Annotated in this window: 19 protein-coding genes; 3 read left to right on the forward strand and 16 right to left on the reverse strand. The window is 59.7% G+C overall.

Annotation, left to right across the window (positions count from 1 at the left end; translation table 11 throughout):
- Positions 1-45 precede the first annotated feature (45 nt).
- The 3 genes from plsX to AO277_RS08755 are packed head-to-tail and all read right to left on the reverse strand — an operon-like array spanning position 46 to position 1,796.
- Positions 46-1,068 carry a phosphate acyltransferase PlsX gene (gene plsX, locus AO277_RS08745; protein WP_002552689.1) on the reverse strand — a complete coding sequence of 341 codons (1,023 nt, stop codon included), beginning with the start codon at positions 1,066-1,068 and terminating at the stop codon, positions 46-48.
- 4 nt (positions 1,069-1,072) lie between these two features.
- The gene (gene rpmF / locus AO277_RS08750; protein ID WP_002552688.1) at positions 1,073-1,255 is read right to left on the reverse strand and encodes a 50S ribosomal protein L32; all 183 of its coding nucleotides are present in this window, start codon (positions 1,253-1,255) and stop codon (positions 1,073-1,075) included.
- A gap of 13 nt (positions 1,256-1,268) precedes the next feature.
- The gene (locus AO277_RS08755) at positions 1,269-1,796 is read right to left on the reverse strand and encodes a YceD family protein (RefSeq protein ID WP_002552687.1); all 528 of its coding nucleotides are present in this window, start codon (positions 1,794-1,796) and stop codon (positions 1,269-1,271) included.
- A gap of 106 nt (positions 1,797-1,902) precedes the next feature.
- Here AO277_RS08755 and AO277_RS08760 point away from each other — a divergent pair, with 106 nt between their 5' ends.
- Positions 1,903-2,481: a Maf family protein gene (locus AO277_RS08760; protein ID WP_002552686.1), complete on the forward strand. Its 579-nt coding sequence runs from the start codon at positions 1,903-1,905 to the stop codon at positions 2,479-2,481.
- 55 nt (positions 2,482-2,536) lie between these two features.
- Here the strand turns inward: AO277_RS08760 and sppA are convergent, their stop codons facing one another.
- Genes sppA through rluC form a run of 3 tightly spaced genes read right to left on the reverse strand, consistent with a single transcriptional unit; the run spans position 2,537 to position 5,168 of the window.
- Positions 2,537-3,535: a signal peptide peptidase SppA gene (sppA, locus tag AO277_RS08765; protein ID WP_005782203.1), complete on the reverse strand. Its 999-nt coding sequence runs from the start codon at positions 3,533-3,535 to the stop codon at positions 2,537-2,539.
- Positions 3,536-3,559: 24 nt separating this feature from the next.
- Entirely contained in the window at positions 3,560-4,222 is a 663-nt protein-coding gene (locus tag AO277_RS08770) for an HAD-IA family hydrolase (protein WP_002552684.1), read from the reverse strand.
- Positions 4,212-5,168, reverse strand: coding sequence for a 23S rRNA pseudouridine(955/2504/2580) synthase RluC (rluC, locus tag AO277_RS08775; protein WP_044318119.1), 957 nt, complete (start codon positions 5,166-5,168; stop codon positions 4,212-4,214). Before rluC ends, AO277_RS08770 begins: the two co-directional genes overlap by 11 nt.
- A gap of 717 nt (positions 5,169-5,885) precedes the next feature.
- Here rluC and rne point away from each other — a divergent pair.
- A complete protein-coding gene (gene rne / locus AO277_RS08780; protein ID WP_442757256.1) occupies positions 5,886-9,209 on the forward strand; it encodes a ribonuclease E in 3,324 nt (1,107 codons plus the stop codon).
- 154 nt (positions 9,210-9,363) lie between these two features.
- On the opposite strand, the gene murB is transcribed toward rne, so the two are convergent.
- The 10 genes from murB to AO277_RS08830 all read right to left on the reverse strand — a co-directional run bounded on the left by murB (position 9,364) and on the right by AO277_RS08830 (position 18,441).
- Entirely contained in the window at positions 9,364-10,383 is a 1,020-nt protein-coding gene (gene murB, locus AO277_RS08785) for a UDP-N-acetylmuramate dehydrogenase (RefSeq protein ID WP_044318117.1), read from the reverse strand.
- Between the two features lie 34 nt (positions 10,384-10,417).
- Positions 10,418-11,182: a 3-deoxy-manno-octulosonate cytidylyltransferase gene (gene kdsB / locus AO277_RS08790; RefSeq protein WP_044318116.1), complete on the reverse strand. Its 765-nt coding sequence runs from the start codon at positions 11,180-11,182 to the stop codon at positions 10,418-10,420.
- Positions 11,179-11,364, reverse strand: a complete 186-nt coding sequence (locus AO277_RS08795) for a Trm112 family protein (RefSeq protein WP_044318115.1) — start codon at positions 11,362-11,364, stop codon at positions 11,179-11,181. Before AO277_RS08795 ends, kdsB begins: the two co-directional genes overlap by 4 nt.
- Before the next feature lie 17 nt (positions 11,365-11,381).
- Entirely contained in the window at positions 11,382-12,377 is a 996-nt protein-coding gene (gene lpxK / locus AO277_RS08800; RefSeq protein WP_044318114.1) for a tetraacyldisaccharide 4'-kinase, read from the reverse strand.
- Entirely contained in the window at positions 12,377-12,808 is a 432-nt protein-coding gene (gene pocB, locus AO277_RS08805) for a flagellar polar localization protein PocB (protein WP_002552677.1), read from the reverse strand. Before pocB ends, lpxK begins: the two co-directional genes overlap by 1 nt.
- Complete coding sequence (gene pocA, locus AO277_RS08810) at positions 12,805-13,482, reverse strand: flagellar polar localization protein PocA (protein ID WP_044318135.1); 678 nt, start codon at positions 13,480-13,482, stop codon at positions 12,805-12,807. The genes pocB and pocA overlap by 4 nt, the downstream gene beginning before the upstream one ends.
- Positions 13,483-13,563: 81 nt before the next feature.
- Positions 13,564-15,780: a DNA internalization-related competence protein ComEC/Rec2 gene (locus AO277_RS08815; RefSeq protein WP_044318113.1), complete on the reverse strand. Its 2,217-nt coding sequence runs from the start codon at positions 15,778-15,780 to the stop codon at positions 13,564-13,566.
- Between the two features lie 136 nt (positions 15,781-15,916).
- Positions 15,917-16,705 (reverse strand): ABC transporter permease, encoded by a 789-nt coding sequence (locus AO277_RS08820; protein ID WP_044318112.1) that lies wholly within the window; start codon positions 16,703-16,705, stop codon positions 15,917-15,919.
- Positions 16,702-17,634, reverse strand: coding sequence for an ABC transporter ATP-binding protein (locus AO277_RS08825; protein ID WP_044318134.1), 933 nt, complete (start codon positions 17,632-17,634; stop codon positions 16,702-16,704). The genes AO277_RS08820 and AO277_RS08825 overlap by 4 nt, the downstream gene beginning before the upstream one ends.
- A 183-nt stretch (positions 17,635-17,817) precedes the next feature.
- Positions 17,818-18,441 carry a glutathione S-transferase gene (locus tag AO277_RS08830; RefSeq protein WP_044318111.1) on the reverse strand — a complete coding sequence of 208 codons (624 nt, stop codon included), beginning with the start codon at positions 18,439-18,441 and terminating at the stop codon, positions 17,818-17,820.
- Between the two features lie 162 nt (positions 18,442-18,603).
- On the opposite strand from AO277_RS08830, the gene AO277_RS08835 reads away from it, so the two are divergent.
- Positions 18,604-21,051 carry an acyl-CoA dehydrogenase gene (locus AO277_RS08835; protein WP_044318110.1) on the forward strand — a complete coding sequence of 816 codons (2,448 nt, stop codon included), beginning with the start codon at positions 18,604-18,606 and terminating at the stop codon, positions 21,049-21,051.
- Positions 21,052-21,086 lie beyond the last annotated feature (35 nt).

The following is a 21,086-nucleotide window of genomic DNA, read 5'->3' on the forward strand; positions in this document are numbered from 1 at the left end:
ATGACTGATCGGTTGGATGACTGACCAGTCTGATGCGTCACATTTTCAGGCTCCGCCGTTCTGGAGAAGCAATTCAAGCCGCCCCTTCAGGCGCTGCGGCAGGTTTTCACGGGATTCAACGATCGCTCGCTGAATCGCACTCTGGAACCCTGAAACACTGGCCGAACCGTGGCTTTTCACCACAACCCCCTGCAACCCGAGCAAGCTCGCGCCATTATGACGAGCAGGTGCCAGATCAGTCTGCAGTCGCTTGAGCAACGGCAACGCCAGCGCTCCGACCGCCCTGCTCAGCAGGTTGCGGTTGAACAGTGTATCGATTCTGGCGGCAATCATGCTCGCCAGCCCCTCGCTCGACTTGAGCAGTACATTGCCGACAAAGCCATCACACACCACAACGTCAGCCTCACCCCGGTACAAACCGTCGCCTTCGATGTAGCCAATGTAGTTGAGCCCCAGGGCTGCCTGCAGAAGACCAGCGGCAAGCTTGACCTGCTGATTGCCCTTGATGTCTTCCGTGCCCACGTTAAGCAAGGCAACCCTGGGTTTTGTGACGCCCAGGGTCTCGGCAAGAACAGAGCCCATTACGGCAAACTGATAAAGCGCCTCGGCGCTGCAATCGACGTTCGCACCCAGGTCGAGCAACTGGCAATGGCCAGACCGGGTGGGAATGGCTGCGATCATCGCGGGACGGTCGATACCGGGCAAGGTCTTGAGCACAAACCGCGAAAGCGCCATCAGCGCACCGGTATTACCAGCGCTGACACATGCCTGGGCCTGCCCGCTCGCAACAAGCTCAAGCGCAACGCGCATGGACGAGTCAGGCTTGCCACGCAGGGCCTGGGACGGGCGCTCGTCCATTGCAATGGCTTCACTGGCATTTACGACACGCAGACGCGAGTGATCCACGGCACCGTGACGGGCAATGAGTTCTTCAATCAGGGAGGCTTGGCCGACGAGGACCAGATGAAGCGAGGGCGTAGCTGTCAGGCACGCGAGGCTTGCCTGAACAATGTTGCGGGGACCGAAGTCCCCGCCCATTGCGTCGATCGCTATGATCGGAGCGGACAAGAAATTACTCGTCAGCGCCCTTGTCGATCACTTTACGACCACGGTATACGCCTTCTGGCGATACGTGGTGACGCAGGTGAATTTCACCAGTGGTCTTTTCTACCGACAGAGTGCTTGCCTCAAGAGCGTCGTGCGAACGACGCATGTCACGGGCAGAGCGGGATTTTTTGTTCTGCTGAACAGCCATAATTGATTAACTCCTAAACGTTTGGGTCACGCTTTAACTGCGCCAATACACTGAACGGGTTGGACCGCGTTACCTCGTCCACGCTCGGTTCGGGCTCATCGAGACCCGCCGGTTGCTGGCATTCTTCAGGATGATGAGCAGGCACAATGGGCAAGGCGAGCAATAGCTCCTCCTCGATCAATGCCAGCAGATCCAAAGGATCTTCGCCCAGTTCCAGCACGTCATAACCTTTCGGTAACGACTGGGTATTCGCACCCTCCTTCACCACGGCGTAACTGCATTCGCTGTGGATCGGCAGGGTCACCAGCTCAAGACAACGCTGGCAAACCATCTTGACCGGGACGTCTATCGAACTGTGGATAACCACAGAACGGCGCTCGTCACGCTCAAAAACGAATTTCGCCTGCACCGTACCGACAGTGTCGGCAAGCGGGTCGCAGAGTCTCTTCAAATCGCCCAGCAGCACTTCACCCTGAAGGGTAGTGCCGCGATCAGACAATTTGCGCGGGTCAACGTGAGATGGAATCGGGTCATTCAACATAGGCCCAGCATTCTAGGGATGCCCCCTTGGCATGTCAAAGGAAATTCAGGCCTGTTCGTCACTCCGGCCACTCTTTAGAATCGACGCTCAGCCTACGGAGAACCGCATGCCATCCCTGCTCCTTGCCTCCAGCTCTTCATACCGGCGCGAACTGCTCACTCGCCTGCGCCTGCCATTCACCTGCAAGTCCCCGGACATTGATGAAAGTCACCGACCGGACGAAACCGCACACGACCTCGTTCGACGCCTTGCCTTAAAGAAAGCCGAGGCGCTGGCGGGCGAATATCCGCATCACCTGATCATTGGCTCCGATCAGGTTGCCGTCCTAGACGGGCAGATACTCGGCAAGCCACATACCTTCGAGCGCGCACTTGAGCAACTGACGGCTGCCAGTGGCACCAGCGTAACCTTCCTGACCGGACTGGCCCTGCTTAATAGCTCGACAGGCGAGCATCAGGTCGATTGCGTACCCTTTACCGTGCACATGCGCGAACTCGATCAAGCCAGCATCGAACGCTATCTGCATGCAGAGCAACCTTATGACTGCGCCGGCAGCTTCAAGGCTGAAGGGTTGGGGGTTAGCCTGTTTCGCAGCACCGAAGGCAGCGACGCGACCAGCCTGATCGGCCTGCCACTGATACGCCTTGTGGACATGCTAATAAAGGAAGGGGTCAGCGTACCCTGACGCTCAGACAAAGAACCCGGCCATTGGCCGGGTTCTTCATTTCTGCATCAAGCCGTCAGCGCAGGCTTGGACCGTTGAAGCCGACCAGCATGGCAATGCGCTCAGCGATACTGGTGCCCAGCTTTTTCGAAAAGCGGTCGAAAGGCGACTCTTCGACGGTGTATTCAACGATATCCTTTTCCTTGATCACATCCCGCGCGACATAACTGGCGCTGCCAAGACCGTCCACCAGACCGAGCGCAACGGCCTGCTCACCGGTCCAGATCAACCCCGAAAACAGCTCGGGATGATCCTTGTCCTTCAGACGATCACCACGACCCTGCTTGACGCTGGCAATGAACTGACGATGCGTTGTGTCCAGCACACCTTGCCAGAACTGCGTCTCATCGGCCTTCTGCGGCTGGAACGGATCAAGGAATGCCTTGTGCTCGCCCGATGTGTAGGTACGACGATCAACGCCGAGCTTGTCCATGGCACCGACAAACCCGAACCCCGCCGCCGTCACACCGATCGAACCCACCAGACTGGCCTTGTCGGCGTAAATCTGGTCAGCGGCACTGGCGATGTAATAAGCACCCGAAGCACCCAGGTCGGTAATGACCGCATACACCTTGATGTCCGGCTTTGCAGCACGCAGACGACGGATTTCGTCATAGACATAGCCCGACTGCACAGGACTGCCGCCCGGGCTGTTGATACGCAGAATCACGCCCTTGGTTTTCTCATCCTCGAACGCCTTCTGCAGCGCCGTGACGATATTCTCGGCACTGGCCGACTCCTTGTCGGCAATCACCCCTTGCACATCAATCAGCGCGGTGTGGCTGGAGCGGCGCGATGTACCACCTTCGAAATCCAGCATCGGAACGACCACTGCAACGAACAGAAACGCGAACGTCAGCAGCTTGAAGAAGATCCCCCAGCGACGCGCACGACGCTGCTCCTGAACACTGGCCAGCAGCGTCTTTTCCAGAAGTTTCCAGCTTTTTGCTTCTTCCTTGCCATTGATGCCCTCGTCCGCGCTTTGCGAGACGGGTGCCTTCCATTCGTCAGACATGTTCCAATCACTCCAACCCTAAAACTAGACGCCGCGCCCATTCAACCAGGTGCGCAGCTCGGAAAAATGCTCAATAGCCAATCGTGGCTGAAACTGGCGCAACGACTCCAGCGACTGAGCGCCATAACCCACCGCAACCGAATCCATACCTGCGTTGCGGGCCATCAGCAGATCGAATGACGCATCGCCGATCATCAACGAACGCTGCGGCGCAACATCACAATGCGCCATGATCTCGTTCAACATCAGCGGGTCCGGCTTGCTGGCGGTTTCGTCGGCAGCCCGGGTGGCATCGAAGTAATCTCCCCAGCCATTGGCCTGCAGCACCCGATCCAGCCCACGGCGCGCCTTGCCGGTAGCGACCGCCAGACGATAGCCGTCCTCGCGAAACGCCTGCATCGACTCCAGAACGCCCTCGAACAGCGGCGAAGGCACGTTATCCATGGCCATGTAGCTGTCAGCGTAGCGTTGCCGAAAGTCGATCACCTGACTGTCGCTGATCTGCGGATAAAGGGTTCGAATCGCCTCGGGCAGACCCAGACCGATAATGCCCTTGATCGCCGGATCATCACGAACCTCCAGATCAGTCTCGATAGCCGCGGTACGCATGGCCAGAACAATTCGCCCCACAGAGTCGGCCAGCGTGCCGTCCCAATCGAAAATCAACAGGTCGTAATTACGGCGCACTCAAACGCTCCACTGTCTTGGCCCACATTTCGTCCACAGGCGCCTGCACATTCAGTTTGCTGCCATCGGGCATCGGTACCGTCAGCATATAGGCGTGCAGGAACAGACGCTTGCCGCCCAGATCACGAATCTCGCGACTGAAATTCTCGTCACCGTATTTGGTATCGCCTGCAATGGCGTGCCCCGCATGCAGCGTGTGCACGCGGATCTGGTGCGTGCGCCCGGTCACCGGCTTGGCTTCGACCATGGTGGCAAAGTCACCGAAACGACGCAGTACCTTGAAGATCGTCAGAGCCTCCTTGCCCTCTTCATTCACTTCGACCATGCGCTCGCCGGAGCGCAGATTGCTTTTCATCAGCGGCGCACGCACCTGTTTCTGAGCCGTTGCCCAGTTACCGCGGACGAGCGCCATGTAGCGCTTGTCGACGCCGTCGCCGCGCAGGGCTTCGTGCAGATGACGCAGCATGCTGCGTTTCTTGGCAATCATCAGCAGACCGGACGTGTCGCGATCGAGACGGTGCACCAGTTCGAGCTCCTTGGCATCCGGACTCAACTGACGAAATGCTTCGATTACCCCGAAACTCAGGCCGCTGCCGCCATGCACAGCGATACCCGCAGGCTTGTTGAGCACGATCAGCGCCTTGTCTTCGTAGACAATCGCAGCCTCGAGGCGCTGCAGCAGAGCCTGCGCAACCGGCACCGGCTCGTCGCGCTCAGGCACGCGTACTGGAGGAATGCGCACGATATCGCCTGCCTGCAACTTATACTCCGGCTTGATCCGCCCCTTGTTCACACGCACTTCGCCTTTGCGCAAAATGCGGTAAATCAAGGTTTTGGGCACACCCTTGAGATAAGTGATCAGAAAATTATCGATGCGTTGACCGGCAAGTTCCGGGGCAACCTCAACCAGCTGGACGCCGGGGGTTGGAGGGGCAATATTCGTCATGCCGCAAATGATAACAATTTTTTATGGATTTGAAGCACTTAATGATTGCTGCTATAGTCGCGAACGCCGCCAAAAGCGGCCGGACAGCGGACCAACGGTTGACAACCGGCCCTGACCAACGCAATTCACAAGGACGGGAGGCCGTCCTACGCAGTGTTCGGTGACAACGGAGCACGCTGAAAACGTAACGAGCGCAGGTGACATGAGGCCGGAAACACGCCTGACAGCAGAGCAGACAGCTCGCTGCCGGTGCGGACAGTTCATGGCCAGTTCACAAAGTGCAGTCGCTTTCAGACGCTACGAGCGAATGCTTCGGGAACAACGCCTCAAGCCATGATGCGCGACCTTCCCTATCGAAGATCGCGGTAAATGCCAACCCGCTGCGGATTCTGCGCGCGGCAGCACCCGAATTATCAGGGATACGTGTAGGGTGGAGACGCACAACCATCGGACTGTGTAGCACAAGGCTTGTTCTAGACGCTTCATCTCGTCCGCTACCGATGGTCGATTCCTCCTCCTGACAAAGCTTTTGCTGAAAAGGGTGTCTTATGCCACCACAGCAAGCAGGAAACGTCGTCGCGACCCTCCGCCCCCTCTGGGCGAGGACCTCGCTAGACACTGGAGTGTCCAACCACTCCTGACGTGCCCTGACACCGACCGTGAGAAGTCGTGTGTGCCGAACGCCGTTTCCGGCAGCCCGGAAACCGACGGTACTACATGAAAAGAATGCTGATTAACGCAACTCAACCCGAAGAGTTGCGTGTTGCACTGGTAGACGGCCAGCGCCTCTACGACCTGGACATCGAGTCAGGTGCACGCGAGCAGAAGAAGGCCAACATCTATAAAGGCCGAATCACTCGCATCGAACCCAGCCTTGAGGCTGCCTTTGTCGATTTCGGCTCTGAGCGCCACGGCTTTCTGCCCCTCAAGGAAATCTCCCGCGAGTACTTCAAGAAAGCCCCTGAAGGCCGCGTCAACATCAAGGACGTCCTGAGCGAAGGCCAGGAAGTCATCGTTCAGGTCGAGAAAGAAGAGCGTGGCAACAAGGGCGCAGCCCTGACCACCTTCATCAGCCTTGCAGGCCGTTATCTGGTCCTGATGCCGAACAACCCTCGCGCCGGTGGCATCTCGCGCCGTATCGAAGGCGAAGAGCGCAACGAACTGCGTGAAGCCCTCAACGGCCTGATCGCTCCAGCCGACATGGGTCTGATCGTTCGTACTGCCGGCCTGGGCCGCAGCAGCGAGGAAATGCAGTGGGACCTCGATTACCTGCTGCAACTGTGGACCGCCATCAAGGAAGCATCCCTGGACCGTTCGGCCCCTTTCCTGATCTATCAGGAAAGCAATGTCATCATCCGCGCCATCCGTGACTACCTGCGTCAGGATATCGGCGAAGTCCTGATCGACAGCGTCGAAGCCCAGGAAGAAGCCCTGACCTTCATCCGTCAGGTGATGCCGCAGTACGCCAGCAAGATCAAACTGTACGAAGACAGCGTTCCACTGTTCAACCGCTTCCAGATCGAAAGCCAGATCGAAACCGCCTTCCAGCGCGTGGTCGAACTGCCTTCCGGCGGCTCCATCGTCATCGATCCGACCGAAGCCCTGGTGTCCATCGACATCAACTCGGCGCGCGCCACCAAAGGCAGCGACATCGAAGAAACCGCCCTGCAGACCAACCTTGAAGCGGCTGAGGAAATCGCCCGTCAATTGCGTCTGCGCGACATCGGCGGCCTGATCGTCATCGACTTCATCGACATGACACCGGCCAAGAACCAGCGCGCCGTGGAAGAAAAAGTCCGCGAAAGCCTGGAAGCCGACCGCGCCCGCGTTCAGATCGGTCGCATTTCACGCTTCGGCCTGCTGGAAATGTCCCGCCAGCGTCTGCGCCCATCGTTGGGCGAAAGCAGCGGCATCGTCTGCCCTCGCTGCAATGGCACCGGCATCATCCGTGACGTCGAATCGCTTTCTCTGGCCATTCTGCGCCTGATCGAAGAAGAAGCCCTGAAAGACCGCACTGCAGAAGTGCGCGCTCAGGTGCCGATCCCGGTCGCTGCGTTCCTGCTCAACGAGAAACGCAACTCGATCACCAAGATCGAACTGCGCACCCGTGCGCGCATCATCATCCTGCCGAACGACCAGCTGGAAACCCCGCACTTCGAAGTTCAGCGTCTGCGTGATGACAGCCCGGAAGCACACAACAGCCAGACCAGCTACGAAATCGCCGCGGCTGCAGCCGAAGTGGAAGAAATCGCCCCGCTGGCTGCCGCAACCCGCACTCTTGTTCGCCAGGAAGCAGCCGTCAAGACTGCACCTGCTCGTGCCAATGCGCCGGTTCCGGTAGAAGCCGTTGCGCCTGCCCCAACGCCTGCACCGGTCGCTCACGAGCCGAGCCTGTTCAAGGGCCTGGTGAAGTCCCTGGTCAGCCTGTTTGCGACCAAGGAAGAGCCTGCCGCTCCGGTAGTGGTTGAAAAACCTGCTGCCGAACAGCGTCCGGCCCGTAACGAGGAACGCCGCAACGGTCGCCAACAGAGCCGTGGCCGCAACAACCGTCGTGACGAAGAACGCGCGCCCCGTGAAGAACGTGCCGAACGCGCGCCGCGCGAAGAGCGCGCCCCACGTGAGGAGCGTGCACCTCGTGAAGAACGCGCACCTCGTGAAGAGCGTACCGTTCTCGAACCGCGTGAAGCCCGCGAGGATTCAGCACCACGTGAAGAGCGTCCAGCCCGTACTTCCCGCGAGCGCAAGCCACGTGAAGCACGCGAAGATCGTCCGGTCCGCGAACTGCGCGAGCCTCTGGATGCAGCCCCTGCCGTAAACCTTGCTCGTGAAGAGCGTCCTGAACGCGCACCACGCGAAGAACGCCAGCCGCGCGCGCCTCGCGAAGAACGTCAACCACGCCCCGAACAGGCCGCGGCTGCCGTGAGCGAAGAGGAAGTGCTGCTCAACGAAGAGCAGATCAATGACGAGAACCAGGAAGGCAACGACGGTAGCGAAGGCGACCGCCCTCGCCGCCGCTCCCGTGGCCAGCGTCGTCGCAGCAACCGTCGCGAGCGTCAACGTGATGCCAATGGCAACGTGATCGAAGGCTCTGAAGAAAACGGTTCCGAAGAAAACGGCTCGGCAGAAAATGCTGAACAAGGCAGCAGCGCCACCGATCTGTCGGCTGGTCTGGGATTCAACGCAGCAGCTGCGGCTGGCGGCGTGATCAGCGCCACAGCAGAAGCCGATGCACACCAGCAGGCCGAGCGGGCCAACAGCACTGCTGTAGACGCTCCAGCCGTAGAGCCCGCGCAGCAAGCGCCTGTTGCCGAAGCAACTGCTGCCAAGGCACCGGAAGCTGACGCACCGGCAATTGAAGCATCCACTCCAGAAACTCCGGTAGCAGCAGAACCGGTCGTTGAAGTGCCTGCCGTTGAAGCGCCGGTTGCGGATAATGCGCCAGTCGCCAAACCGGCTCCGGAAGTAGAGGTTCAACCTGCTGCGGTCGAAGCACCTGCCATTGCCGCGCAGACCGAGCTGTTCGAAGCGCCGCATGCAGAGCGCGTCGTGCCGTTCACACCAACGCCAGAGCCAGCGCCACAAGCGCCGGTCGAAGCAGCGGCCCATGAAGAAGTGCCAGCCACTGAATCGTCCGAACTGCCAACGCCTGCTACTCCTGCTGCCGAGCCTGTCGTCGTGAAGGAGGAGCCTGCTCCTTACGTCGCGCCCAAGGCCGTCGAAGAAGCAGCGCCTGCACCTGCAGAGCAACAACCTGTGATCGTGGAAACACAGGTCGCACCGGTCAGCAGCACCGGCCGTGCACCGAACGATCCTCGTGAAGTTCGTCGTCGCAAGCGTGAAGAAGAAGCGCGCCGTCAGCAGGAAGCCGCTGCGGCCAGCACTCCAGTCATCGCCGAAGCAGCACCTGTTGCCGCTGAAGCAGAATCGGTCCAGCCTTCTCAGGCTATCGAGGAAAAGACTGAAGAAGCGGCGACTGAGCAACCAGCAGTCAAACCGCAACATGAGGCCGAGAAAGAAAACGAGCCTAAACCACTCGTCTAACTCCGGCCCATGAAAAAGCCCCGCCTGTGCAAACAGGCGGGGCTTTTTCATGTCCGCTGATTGAGGACTGCACTGCGTTCATCTTCAATACACAGCGCTTGATCTAATCCCTTCGCGAGCAAGCTCGCTCCCACAAGAGACCATCCCCAGGCTATCAGTAGAGGTTCGGCTCCATTTCCAGCTCTACACCAAAACGCTCGACGATGTCGCTTTGGATGCGGCGCGCAAGGTTCAATAGCTGCAAGCCACTGGCCTGCCCGTAATTGACCAGTACCAGCGACTGGAGCTTATGCACGCCAGCGTCGCCGTCACGATAACCCTTCCAGCCAGCCTGCTCGATCAACCACCCCGCTGCCAGCTTCACCCGGCCATCGTCCTGCGGGTAGCCTACGACACCAGGGTGCTGCTGTTTGATCGTCGCGTACAGTTGGGCAGGGATAATCGGGTTTTTGAAGAAACTGCCGGCATTGCCCAGTACCGCTGGGTCAGGCAGCTTTTCACTGCGAATGGCGCAGATTGCCCGGCTGACATCGAAAGGCGTCGGTTTATCGATACCCAACTCGTCGAGACGCTGACGAACCGGACCATATTCAAGGTGCAGATTGGCTACGCGGCTGAGCTTGAAGCGCACCCGCAGGATCAACCAGCGCGCGACCTGATGCTTGAACACGCTGTCGCGGTAGCCGAACGCACAGTCCTCCAGGGAAAACTCGCGCAATTCACCCCTTTCACGATCCAGCGCAGTCAGGCTATGGAATATATCCTTGATCTCGACGCCATAAGCACCGATGTTCTGCATGGGTGCCGCCCCAACGGTGCCTGGAATCAGACTGAGGTTTTCCAGCCCCGCCAGCCCCAGTTCCAGACAGGACTGCACGAACGGATGCCAGGGCTCGCCAGCCTCTGCCTCGACAATCGACTCGAGACAGTCCTCATGCACGATGCGAATGCCGCGACTGGCCATGCGCAGCACCAATGACTGCACGTCACCGCTGAGCAGCAGGTTACTGCCACCGCCAATAACCAGCAGCGGTACATCGTGCTCGACCGAATACGCCAGCGCCTCGCGAACATCGTCATCGCTATGCGCTTCGGCAAACAAGCGGGCCTGAACATCCACGCCAAAGGTGTTGAAAGGTTTGAGGGAAATCGCGGACTGCACCTGCAAGGTCATACTCTCGCCTTCCCGAACCACTGGACGAAGCGCATCAACCCTCCAGCAAGCGCCTTACGCGCTCCAGGTCTTCAGGCGTATCGACGCCACCGGGTGGCGCTTCAAGCGCGTCGGCAACGTGAATTCGCACGCCATTCCACAACGCACGCAGTTGCTCCAGGCTTTCGGTGTTTTCCAGCCAGCACGGACCCCAGCTAACGAAGTCATGAAGAAAGCCCGCACGATAGGCGTAAATACCGATATGACGACGATAAGGCACGCCAGCGGGCAACTCGTCCCTGTTTGCGGTCAGCGCGTCACGCGCCCAAGGCAATGGGGCACGGCTGAACGTCAGCGCCAGGCCGTTGATGTCTGTTGCGACCTTGACGATGTTCGGATTGAACAACGCGGCCACATCGTCGATAGGCTCGGCCAGCGTAGACATGCCGGCTTCGGGGTGAGCCGCCAGGTTGGACGCCACCTGATCGATCACCGCAGGCGGGATCATTGGCTCGTCGCCTTGCACATTGACCACAATCGCATCAGCAGCCAGCCCCAGTTGCGCAGCCACCTCGGCCAGACGATCGGTGCCGGAATTGTGATCCTCGCGGGTCAGCAGCACTTCTGCACCAAAAGCCTGACAAGCCTCGACGATGCGCGCATCGTCGGTGGCAATCACCACACGCTCGGCGCTGCTTTTGCACGCCTGCTCCCAGACAAGCTGAACCATGGGCTTGCCAGCAATGGTTTTCAGTGGCTTGCCGGGAAAACGGCTGGAGCCGTAACGCGCAGGAATGACAACGGTGAACGCTGCTGTCATTTTTCCAGCCGCTCATCGGTGCTCAAGGTGCGTGCTTCGCTTTCGAGCATCACCGGGATGCCGTCGCGTACCGGGTAGGCAAGGCCTGCCCCTTTGCTGATCAGCTCGGTCTTGTCGGCGCTGAGCTTCAATGGTCCCTTGCAGATAGGGCAAGCGAGGATATCGAGTAGTTTGGTGTCCATAGGAGATCCTGAAGCAATCATGGAGAGAGACGTAGCAGTTGCTCATCGAACCAGTCGACAAAAGCATCGGACGGTACTGCATCCACTGCCAGATACCACCAGTCATCGGCTGCAAAGGCACGACATTTCACCGCATCCTTCTCGGTCATGACCAAGGGCAATGCCGGTGTGAATGTCAGCGCCTGGGCACTGTAGACCGCATGGTCGGCGAACGCGTGAGCCACCGGCCGCCAGTGTAATCCTTCGAGGGTATTGAAGAAACGTTGAGGATTGCCGATTCCGGCGACCGCATGCAGCGCCTGCCCGGCCGGGAAATAATCCACCGGCTGGCGTTCGCCACTGCGCAGATTGATAAGGGCTGACGGTTTGAGCATAAATGCGTAGCCATCGTCACGATCAGCCATCGCGCCGTTGTAAAGCAAAGCGTCGACACTGCCTAGGCGCTCAACCGGCTCGCGCAATGGCCCGGCAGGCAGACAACGACGGTTGCCCAGCCCGCGGGCGGCATCGATCAGCACCAGCTCCAGATCGCGAGCCAGACGATAATGTTGCAGGCCATCGTCGGAAAGAATCAGATCCAGAGGCTCGGCAGCGAGCAGGGCCTGCACGGCGCGACTGCGATCCGGATCGATTATCAGCGGCACGCCACTGCGTTTAACGATGAGCAAAGGCTCATCGCCCGCCTCGCTGGCACTCTGGTCGGCCTTGACGCGCCAGGGCAGGCTGGGAGGTTTGGCACCGTAACCGCGACTGACCACACCAACGCGCAGGCCACGACGACGGCAGTGCTCGATCATCCATAGAATCAGTGGCGTCTTGCCAGTGCCGCCGATGGTGATATTACCCACCACAATAACCGGCACCGGAGCGCGGTAGATAGTGCCCTCACCCGCCAGAAAACGCGCGCGCTTGCCCTCTACGACGCGCCGATAAAGGCCTTCGAGCGGACGCAAAAGCGCCAGCGCAGGGTGGCCCTTGTACCAGGCATCGAGCAAACGGTCGGTAAATGCCATCAGTTAGCCGGTGTGGCCTCGACAGTGGTCATGCGCAAATGGCTGAAACCCAGTTTACCCGCCGCATCCATGGCCGTAATCACCGATTGGTGAGGGGTCTTGCCGTCGGCACTGATCGACAACGGCAGGCTGGTATCGCCCGCCGACTCGCGTTGCAGCGCTTCGATCAGGGTTGCCAGATCGTTCTTGGGCAACAGTTGGTTGTTCAGCGAGAAGATCCCGTCGGCGTTGATGGCGATGTCCAGATGCTTAGCGCTGGCGTCCACCTCCGGCGTACCGGTGACCGCCTGTGGCAGATCCACCCGCAACTGGGTTTCACGGGTGAACGTGGTCGTCACGATGAAAAACAGCAGCAGGATGAACACCACATCAATCAGAGAGACCAGATTGATGTCGATGTTTTCCCGGGGTCTGCGACGGCGAAATTTCACTTCTTCTTGCCCCCGCCCACTCTGGCCAGCGACTTGAGATCGATTTTGGCGTCGATCAGATCGACATCGCGGTCGCCCTGCACCACTTCAACCAGACGAATGGCCTGCTGCTCCATGCCGACCACCAGTTCATCGACGCGACTTTGCAGAAAGCGATGAAAGAAGATTGCCGGAATAGCCACGATAAGGCCCGACGCGGTACAGATCAGCGCCTTGGAGATACCACCGGCGAGTACACCGGCATTGGCCGTGGCCCCCGAACTGTTGAACGAGCCGAAAATATCGATCATGCCCAGCACCGTACCCAGCAAGCCAAGCAGCGGTGCCATGGCGGCAATCGAACCCAGCGCGCTCAGGTAGCGCTCCAGTTCATGGATAACCCGGGCGGCGGCTTCTTCGATGCATTCCTTCATGATCTCGCGACCGTGCCTGGAATTGGCCAGACCTGCGGCGAGAATTTCACCCAGAGGCGAGTCGGCGCGCAGTTGCTTGAGCTTTTCGCCGTCGAGCTTCTTTTCCTGAATCCACTGCCAGACCTGTCCGAGCAGATGCGGCGGCGTGATACGGCTGGCACGCAGCGTCCACAGACGCTCGATGATAATGCCGGCAGCGGCGATGGAGCTCAAAATAATCGGCAGCATCATCCAGCCGCCAGATTTGACAAGTTCCCACACAGTGATCACTCCCTCGAAAAATTGGCGCCACTCTATCATAGGGTCGTCAAGTGCCGAACGCCGAGATCGATATCCATTCACTCAGTCACGCCAGAAACGCCGTTGCGCGCGCTCTGCCTGCGGCGTGCCGAACGTCCCCAGCCGCAGACTGACAGCGCCCAGCTCAGCGCTGTCATAACTGGCCATACCCAGCCATCGATAACGCGCCATGACCAACGGATGCGGGTGGCCGAAGGCGTTGTTACGGCCACGGGAGATCAGCACGCCAACCGCTCCGACGGCCTGAAGAAATACTTTGGATGACGAGGTCCGGCTGCCGTGATGCGGGGACTGCAACCAATGGGCACGAAGGTCGAAACCGCTGGCGATTGCCGCACGTTCCGCGTCGACGTCTATATCACCCGTCAGCAGCAGACGCTCGCCCCCTGCGTCGACACTCAACATGCAGGATGCCGGATTGCCATCAGGGCCCTGCTCCCAGCGCCAGGTGGAGAACATCACCCCATCCCACTCCCAGCGCGCATCGCTCTCACACAACCGCGCGTCGAGTTGCGGCGCGAGCCTGGCCAGCTCACCGCCCAGTACACGGTCAACCGGAAATGCCTGATGAACCGCCGCTGCGCCCCCGGCATGATCGGAGTCGGCGTGACTGATCAACATCAGGTCCAGATGACGCACACCGGCCTTGCGCATGGCGGGCACGACCACACGCTGACCGATATCGAACTCGCCGAAACGTGGACCTGCGTCGTACAAGAGCGTGTGATTTCGAGTGCGCAGGAGAATGGCCAGGCCCTGCCCCACGTCCAGCTGCAATACTTCTACCTGGCCTGCAGGCACTGAGTCGAGCGGTGGAAAAACGCACAGCAACAGCAATGGCCAACCCAGCAGACGCATCGGCACGCCTTTGGGCAGTAATAAAAGGAAGGCCCCGAGCAGACTAAGCAGCCACGCCCAGCCTGGCATTGCACTGGGCAACCAGGCGGGCAAGACTGCGGCAACCCAGCCGAGAAACATAAACAGCCACTCCAGCGCCCCTCCGGCCAGCCAGAGCAAGCCTTCGCCCACACCAGAGACCGGCAGCAGCAGTGTTCCAAGCAACGCAGGCGGCAGGACGATCAAGCTGACCCAGGGCACAGCCAGCAAATTGGCAAACGGCCCGCTGAGGCTGATCGGCAGGTTCAGCGCCAGCAGAATAGGCAGCAAGCCAATTGCGATCAGCCACTGCGCACGCGTCCAGCTTTGCCACCAATTCCAGGCACCGAGACGTCCACTGAAAATCAGCACCAGAATGCCAACCGCCGCGAAAGACAGCCAGAACCCCGGCTGCAGTGTCACCAGCGGCTCGAAAATCAGCACCGCGTTGAATGACAGTAACAACGGCCAGACAACGCCCAGGTGCCGAAAGCGCAAACGCCACAGCAGTACCATCGCGACCATCACACAGGCACGCCGTACCGGCACCTCGAAACCGGCCAGCAGCCCGTAACCCAGCGCAGCGATGAACGCCAGCGCACAGGCCCAAGGCAGCCAGGGTAAAGCCCGTGGCCACAGCCCCCAGCGTGCAAGGCCTGCGACCAGCGCGTAAATCACCCCGGCCAGCAAACCGATATGCTGGCCGGAAATCACCAGCAGATGCACCGTGCCGGTGTCCTGCAGCACCTGCCAATCGGTGCTCGACAACCCGGAGCCATCGCCCAGCACCAGCGCCGCCAAGCCGCCCTCTCTGCCCTGCGCATCGACCGCCAGCAAGCGCTGACGAATAAGGTCGCGCCACGCCCCGCGCGCAGGTGTCAGCAGTTGACCATCCACCACCGTACCGGTGGCACCGATGCGCTGCGCCAACAGCCAGGCTTCGTAATCAAAAGCATCAGGATTGACCAGCCCGGCTGGCCGCTTGAGTTTGACCGCCATGCGCCAGCGCTCACCGCTGTTGACCTGCGGACCGCCGTACCACGCCACCCGGATGCGTGCAGGCAATATCGCCCTGCGCGACCTTGCCCCTTCCAGTTCGAAACGCACCACGCCCTCGGCGACACTGGGCAAACCGACTACCTTGCCTTGCAGCCACAGCGTCTGACCGTCCAGACGATGAACCAGACGGTCATTCAACGCCCACTGCGCAGAAACACACGCCCAGGTAAAACCGAGCAGGAACAGCGCCAGTGGATAGGTGCGAAACGGTAGCAGCATCAACGCCAGTATCGGTATCAGCAGCAACAGCCAGGTCGGCGGCAAAGCAGGCAGAAAGCGTAAGGCCACAAGCCCCGACGCGAGCGCGATCATCCCTGTGCGCATGGTGATTCCTTGAAGCGGAAAGCTTCAAGGATCAGCGCAATATGGAAATGTCGGAAGTGATGGTGTGTTGCAAAACCTGAACAGCCGGTCTCGGCAGACAGCCGACCCGCCAGGCTGGCGGGTCGCAAAGCATGTGTTACTGACGCATACCGCGCCCGCTCACCAGCAACCGTGCGCAGCCGAAGTACAGCACAAACGTTGCCACGATCATGAACGCCAGGGCGATGCTGATCTTTATGTCGGAGACGCCCAGAATGCCGTAGCGGAAGGCATTGACCATGTGCAGGACCGGGTTGGCCAGCGATACGGTCTGCCAGAACGGCGGCAACAGGTTGATCGAGTAGAACACGCCACCCAGATAGGTCAGCAGGGTCAGGACGAAAGTCGGGATGATCGAGATATCGTCGAAGTTGCGCGCGAACACTGCGTTGATGAAGCCCAGCAGCGAGAAGATGGTGGCGGTCAACACCACCACAAGGATGGTTACGCCCAGGTGATGCACTTGCAGGTCGGTGAAAAACATCGACAGCATGGTGACAATGAAACCCACCATCAGCCCGCGCAACACGCCGCCCAGGGTGTAGCCAATCAGAATGGTGTGCGGCGAGACCGGCGAGACCATCAGTTCTTCGATGGAGTGCTGAAACTTGGCACCGAAGAAGCTCGAGACCACGTTGCCGTAGGAGTTGGTGATCACCGACATCATAATCAGCCCCGGCACGATGTACTGCATGTAGGTAAAGCCGCCCATGTCGCCGATCTGGCGACCGATCAGGTTACCGAAGATGACGAAGTACAGAACCATGGTGATGGCTGGCGGCAGCAGGGTCTGCGGCCAGATCCGCATGAAGCGGTGTACTTCACGGTAGACGATGGTTTTCAGGGCAATCAGGTTGGGGCGCAACTCGCCGCTCTGCACAGTCATAGCGCCACCTTCGCAAGGTTTTTTTCCACCAGGGACACAAACAACTCCTCAAGGCGATTGGATTTATTGCGCAGGCTCAAGACTTCGATGTTCTGGAAAGCGAGCTGGCTAAACAGCGCGGTGATGCCGACACTCTTGTCGACCTGAACTTCCAGGGTGTGGCTGTCGAGCAAACGGCAAGGGAAACCGGGCAGCTGCGGCGCGGTCTGCCAGGACGCCTTCAGATCCAGCACGAAGGTTTCGACAGTCAGGGTGCTGAGCAATTGCTTCATGCCGGTGTTCTGCACGATCACCCCGTGGTCGATAATGCCGATGTTGCGGCACAGCTGCTCGGCCTCTTCCAGGTAGTGCGTGGTGAGGATGATGGTGATGCCTTTTTGATTCAGTTCGGTCAGGAACGTCCACATCGAACGGCGCAACTCGATGTCCACACCAGCAGTGGGCTCATCGAGGATCAGCAGACGCGGCTCATGAATCAGCGCACGGGCGATCATCAAGCGCCGTTTCATACCGCCTGACAGCGACCGCGAAGGCACGTCGCGCTTGTCCCACAGGCCCAGTTGAGCCAGGTACTGCTCGGCGCGCTCCTTGGCGATCTTTGCCGGGATGCCGTAGTAACCCGCCTGGGTGACGACGATGTCGAAGGTCTTCTCGAACTGGTTGAAGTTGAACTCCTGCGGCACCACGCCAATGGAACGCTTGAGCGCAGCGGGCTCGCGATCCAGATCGTGACCGAAGATGTTCACCGTTCCGCTGGTCTTGTTGACCAGCGTCGAGATGATACCGATGGTGGTGGACTTGCCTGCGCCATTAGGGCCAAGCAAAGCGAAGAAATCACCCTCGGCCACGTCCAGATCAATGCCACTCAAGGCCTGGAAACCGTTGCCGTAGGTTTTGGTTAGCTGCCGAATGGACAGAGCGGAAGACACATCGGAAAGAGTACTCATCAGGAAAAAGGAATGAAGCTGACCGGGAACACACGCCTGTCATGACGACCCAGGCGTGCAATGGTGCTCGGCTGGGTCATTCAAGTACAGACACATCTGTTAATAGTAAATATCAAGAGCCGAACATGAGCCCGATCAACTGTTTTAAATGCTCAGACTGCATGCTCAGGTCAGCGGACTCATGACGGCCTTGCGATACGCCGGACGCGTCTTGAGGCGTGCATACCAGGCTTGGAGGTGGGGCAGCGGCGGACGTTCAATCGGCATTTCGAACCAGCCGTAAGCGAAGCACCCCAGGGGAATGTCGCCCATGCCAAAAGCTTCGCCGGACAGGTAAGGCTGGCGAGACAGGGCCTCATCGGCGACCAGCAACAGACTGTGCAGGGTCTTGATGCCTTGCTCGATGGCCGGCCAGTCCTGTTTCTCGGGCGGGGTGCGTACCACGCCCCAGAATACCGGGCTGAACGGGGCCGCGATGGTCGAGGAGGTCCAGTCCATCCACTTGTCTGCGTTGGCGCGGGCCTGAAGGTCAGCGGGGTATAAGTCCGAGTCCGGGGCATGGCGGGCGGCCAGATAGCGTACGATCGCGTTCGACTCCCAAAGCACGAAGTCGCCGTCTTCAATCATGGGAATCTGGCCATTGGGGTTTTTCGCGCGGTAAGCTGCTTCATTGACCAGCCCGAATGCCCCACCGGCGTCCTGCGTCTCGTAGGGCACGCCCACTTCTTCGGCAATCCAGAGTGCCTTGCGCACATTGCTGGAATTCTTCCGTCCCCATATCTTGAGCATTGCGTTCCCCTCGCAGTCGCTGATAAATAAAGGCTCACAGTCTACCCAGAAGCGACGGCAACTTCCTCGTCAACCAGGGGTCACTATCGATGTCGCCTCACCACTGCCCGGCGACCAGTTCTTGATCGCTGCCACGGCGGCGGTCATCACGGAGGAATACCTATGCTGTTGTTGTGGATTGTAGTGCTGGTCGTCGGCATTGCCTGGCTGGCCCATCGGCGTACCGCCCCGCTCCCGGCGCTTGGCGTGGTAGCCGTCTACCTGCTGGCCATGGGCATTTTCAGCCACGCGCCAGGATGGCTGCTGACTGTTTTCTGGGTGCTGTGGCTGGCAGTGTTCGTACCTGTTGTGCTGCCCGACCTGCGCCGCAAGCACTTCACTGCGCCCATGTTCAGCTGGTTTCAGAAAGTGCTGCCGCCCATGTCGGAAACCGAGCGCGATGCGATTGACGCCGGTACGGTCTGGTGGGATGGCGAGATGTTCAGCGGTCGCCCGGACTGGGACAAGCTGCTGGCCTATCCAAAAGTCCAGCTCACCGAAGAAGAACAGGCCTTTATCGACGGGCCGACCGAAGAACTCTGCGCGATGGTCAGCGACTGGGAAATCGGTCAGGCCATGGACCTGCCGCCTGAAGCCTGGGCGCACATGAAAGAGCACGGGTTCTTTGCCCTGATCATTCCGAAAGAATTCGGTGGCAAGGGCTTCTCGGCCTACGCCCACTCTCAGGTGGCCATGAAACTGGCCACCCGCAGCGGCGACCTGGCCTCCACCGTGATGGTGCCCAACTCCCTCGGCCCTGCTGAATTGCTGCTGCATTATGGCACTGACGAACAGCGCAACCATTACCTGCCACGTCTGGCACGTGGCGAAGATATCCCCTGCTTCGCGCTGACGGGTCCATTGGCAGGTTCCGATGCGGGCGCGATGCCCGACACCGGGGTTATCTGCAAAGGTCAGTGGCAAGGCGAGGAAGTCATCGGCCTGCGCCTGACCTGGGAAAAGCGCTACATTACCCTTGGCCCGGTCGCCACCCTGCTCGGCCTGGCTTTCAAGGCTTACGACCCTGAGCACTTGCTCGGCGAAGAGGAAGATCTGGGCATCAGCCTGGCGCTGATTCCGACCGACACGCCCGGCGTTGAAATCGGCCGTCGCCACTTGCCGCTGGGCGCAGCGTTCATGAACGGCCCGAATTCAGGCAAGGACGTCTTTGTTCCGCTGAGCTACCTGATCGGCGGCCAGCCAATGCTCGGCAAAGGCTGGATGATGCTGATGAACTGCCTGTCGGTAGGACGTTCGATTTCGCTGCCCGCGGTCGGCACCGGCGCTGCCAAGTACACCAGCCTGGTGACCGGCCAGTACGCCAAGGTGCGCGAGCAATTCAATGTGCCGCTGTCGGCGTTCGAAGGTATTCAGGAAGCGCTGGCGCGCATCGGCGGCAACGCCTGGCTGATGGACAGCGCGCGCATGCTGACCGCCAATGCGGTCGATCTGGGAGAAAAACCCTCGGTGCTCTCCGCGATCCTCAAATACCACCTGACCGAGCGTGGCCGCGAATGTATCGGTCACGCCATGGATGTGCATGGCGGCAAGGGCATCATCATGGGCCCGAACAACTACCTGGGCCGCAACTGGCAAGGTGCGCCGATCTTCATCACCGTTGAAGGGGCGAATATCCTTTCACGTAACCTGATGATCTTCGGCCAGGGTGCCATTCGCTGCCATCCATTCGTGCTCAAGGAAATGGCCTTGGCCGGTCGCGAAGACAAGCAGCAGGCGCTGCTCGAGTTTGACGCGCTCCTGCTCAAGCACATCGGTTTTGCGGTGAGCAACGCCGCCAGCACCCTGATTCTTAATCTGGGCTTTGGCCATTTTGAAAGAGCACCGGGCAACAGCCTGAGCCAAGGCTACTTCCGCGCGTTGAACCGTCAGGCAGCAGCTTTCGCGATGTTGGCGGACTTGAGCATGATGCTGCTGGGCGGCGAGTTGAAACGCCGCGAACGCCTGTCGGCGCGTCTCGGTGACGTGCTCAGTCATATGTATCTGGCTTCGGCGGCACTCAAGCGCTACCACGATCTTGGCTCGCCAGATCACATGAGCCCGCTGTTTCGCTGGGCCATGGAAGAAAGTCTGGGCCACTCGGAACGTGCCATGGACGAAATCCTCGGCAACTTCCCTAACCGTGTGCTGGGTGGGCTGTTCCGTGCAGTGGTGTTCCCGTTCGGTCGTCGCCACAAGGGCCCTTCGGACAAGCTGGACGCCGAAGTTGCACAGGTACTGGGCCGCGCCAAGGGCGATCCGACACTGGAAGAGTTGCTCGCAGGCTGCTATCGCCCGCAATCGGCAGAAGATCCGGTCGGCGCGCTGCAACATGCCATCAACTTGCTGACTACTGCATATCCGCTGCACAAGAAGCTGCAAACGGCGCTCAAGAGTGGTCAGATCAAACCGGCCGCAGGCGAGCATGCCATCGACGCTGCGTTGCGCATCGGTGTATTGCAGGCAGAAGAGGCACAGACACTGCGTACAGCCGAAGCCGCCCGTCGCAAGGTGATCGATGTGGATGATTTCGACAAGGAAGAACTGACCCTGGCAGCGGGCAAGATTCGCTGACGTTCAAGGTCACACCACACAGCAGGCGCGTAGAG

This window comes from Pseudomonas amygdali, from assembly GCF_002699855.1.
GTDB lineage: Bacteria > Pseudomonadota > Gammaproteobacteria > Pseudomonadales > Pseudomonadaceae > Aquipseudomonas > Aquipseudomonas amygdali.

What these genes read in the sequence shown, in the direction of transcription:
- AO277_RS08760 (WP_002552686.1), top strand. Translation starts at nt 1,903, where the DNA reads ATGCCATCCCTGCTCCTTGCCTCCAGCTCTTCATACCGGCGCGAACTG.
- sppA (WP_005782203.1), bottom strand. Translation starts at nt 3,535, where the DNA reads ATGTCTGACGAATGGAAGGCACCCGTCTCGCAAAGCGCGGACGAGGGC.
- AO277_RS08795 (WP_044318115.1), bottom strand. Translation starts at nt 11,364, where the DNA reads ATGGACACCAAACTACTCGATATCCTCGCTTGCCCTATCTGCAAGGGA.
- lpxK (WP_044318114.1), bottom strand. Translation starts at nt 12,377, where the DNA reads ATGGCATTTACCGACCGTTTGCTCGATGCCTGGTACAAGGGCCACCCT.
- rluC (WP_044318119.1), bottom strand. Translation starts at nt 5,168, where the DNA reads ATGACGAATATTGCCCCTCCAACCCCCGGCGTCCAGCTGGTTGAGGTT.
- AO277_RS08835 (WP_044318110.1), top strand. Translation starts at nt 18,604, where the DNA reads ATGCTGTTGTTGTGGATTGTAGTGCTGGTCGTCGGCATTGCCTGGCTG.
- AO277_RS08820 (WP_044318112.1), bottom strand. Translation starts at nt 16,705, where the DNA reads ATGACTGTGCAGAGCGGCGAGTTGCGCCCCAACCTGATTGCCCTGAAA.
- kdsB (WP_044318116.1), bottom strand. Translation starts at nt 11,182, where the DNA reads ATGACAGCAGCGTTCACCGTTGTCATTCCTGCGCGTTACGGCTCCAGC.
- murB (WP_044318117.1), bottom strand. Translation starts at nt 10,383, where the DNA reads ATGACCTTGCAGGTGCAGTCCGCGATTTCCCTCAAACCTTTCAACACC.
- rpmF (WP_002552688.1), bottom strand. Translation starts at nt 1,255, where the DNA reads ATGGCTGTTCAGCAGAACAAAAAATCCCGCTCTGCCCGTGACATGCGT.
- AO277_RS08830 (WP_044318111.1), bottom strand. Translation starts at nt 18,441, where the DNA reads ATGCTCAAGATATGGGGACGGAAGAATTCCAGCAATGTGCGCAAGGCA.
- AO277_RS08755 (WP_002552687.1), bottom strand. Translation starts at nt 1,796, where the DNA reads ATGTTGAATGACCCGATTCCATCTCACGTTGACCCGCGCAAATTGTCT.
- rne (WP_442757256.1), top strand. Translation starts at nt 5,886, where the DNA reads ATGAAAAGAATGCTGATTAACGCAACTCAACCCGAAGAGTTGCGTGTT.
- AO277_RS08815 (WP_044318113.1), bottom strand. Translation starts at nt 15,780, where the DNA reads ATGCGCACAGGGATGATCGCGCTCGCGTCGGGGCTTGTGGCCTTACGC.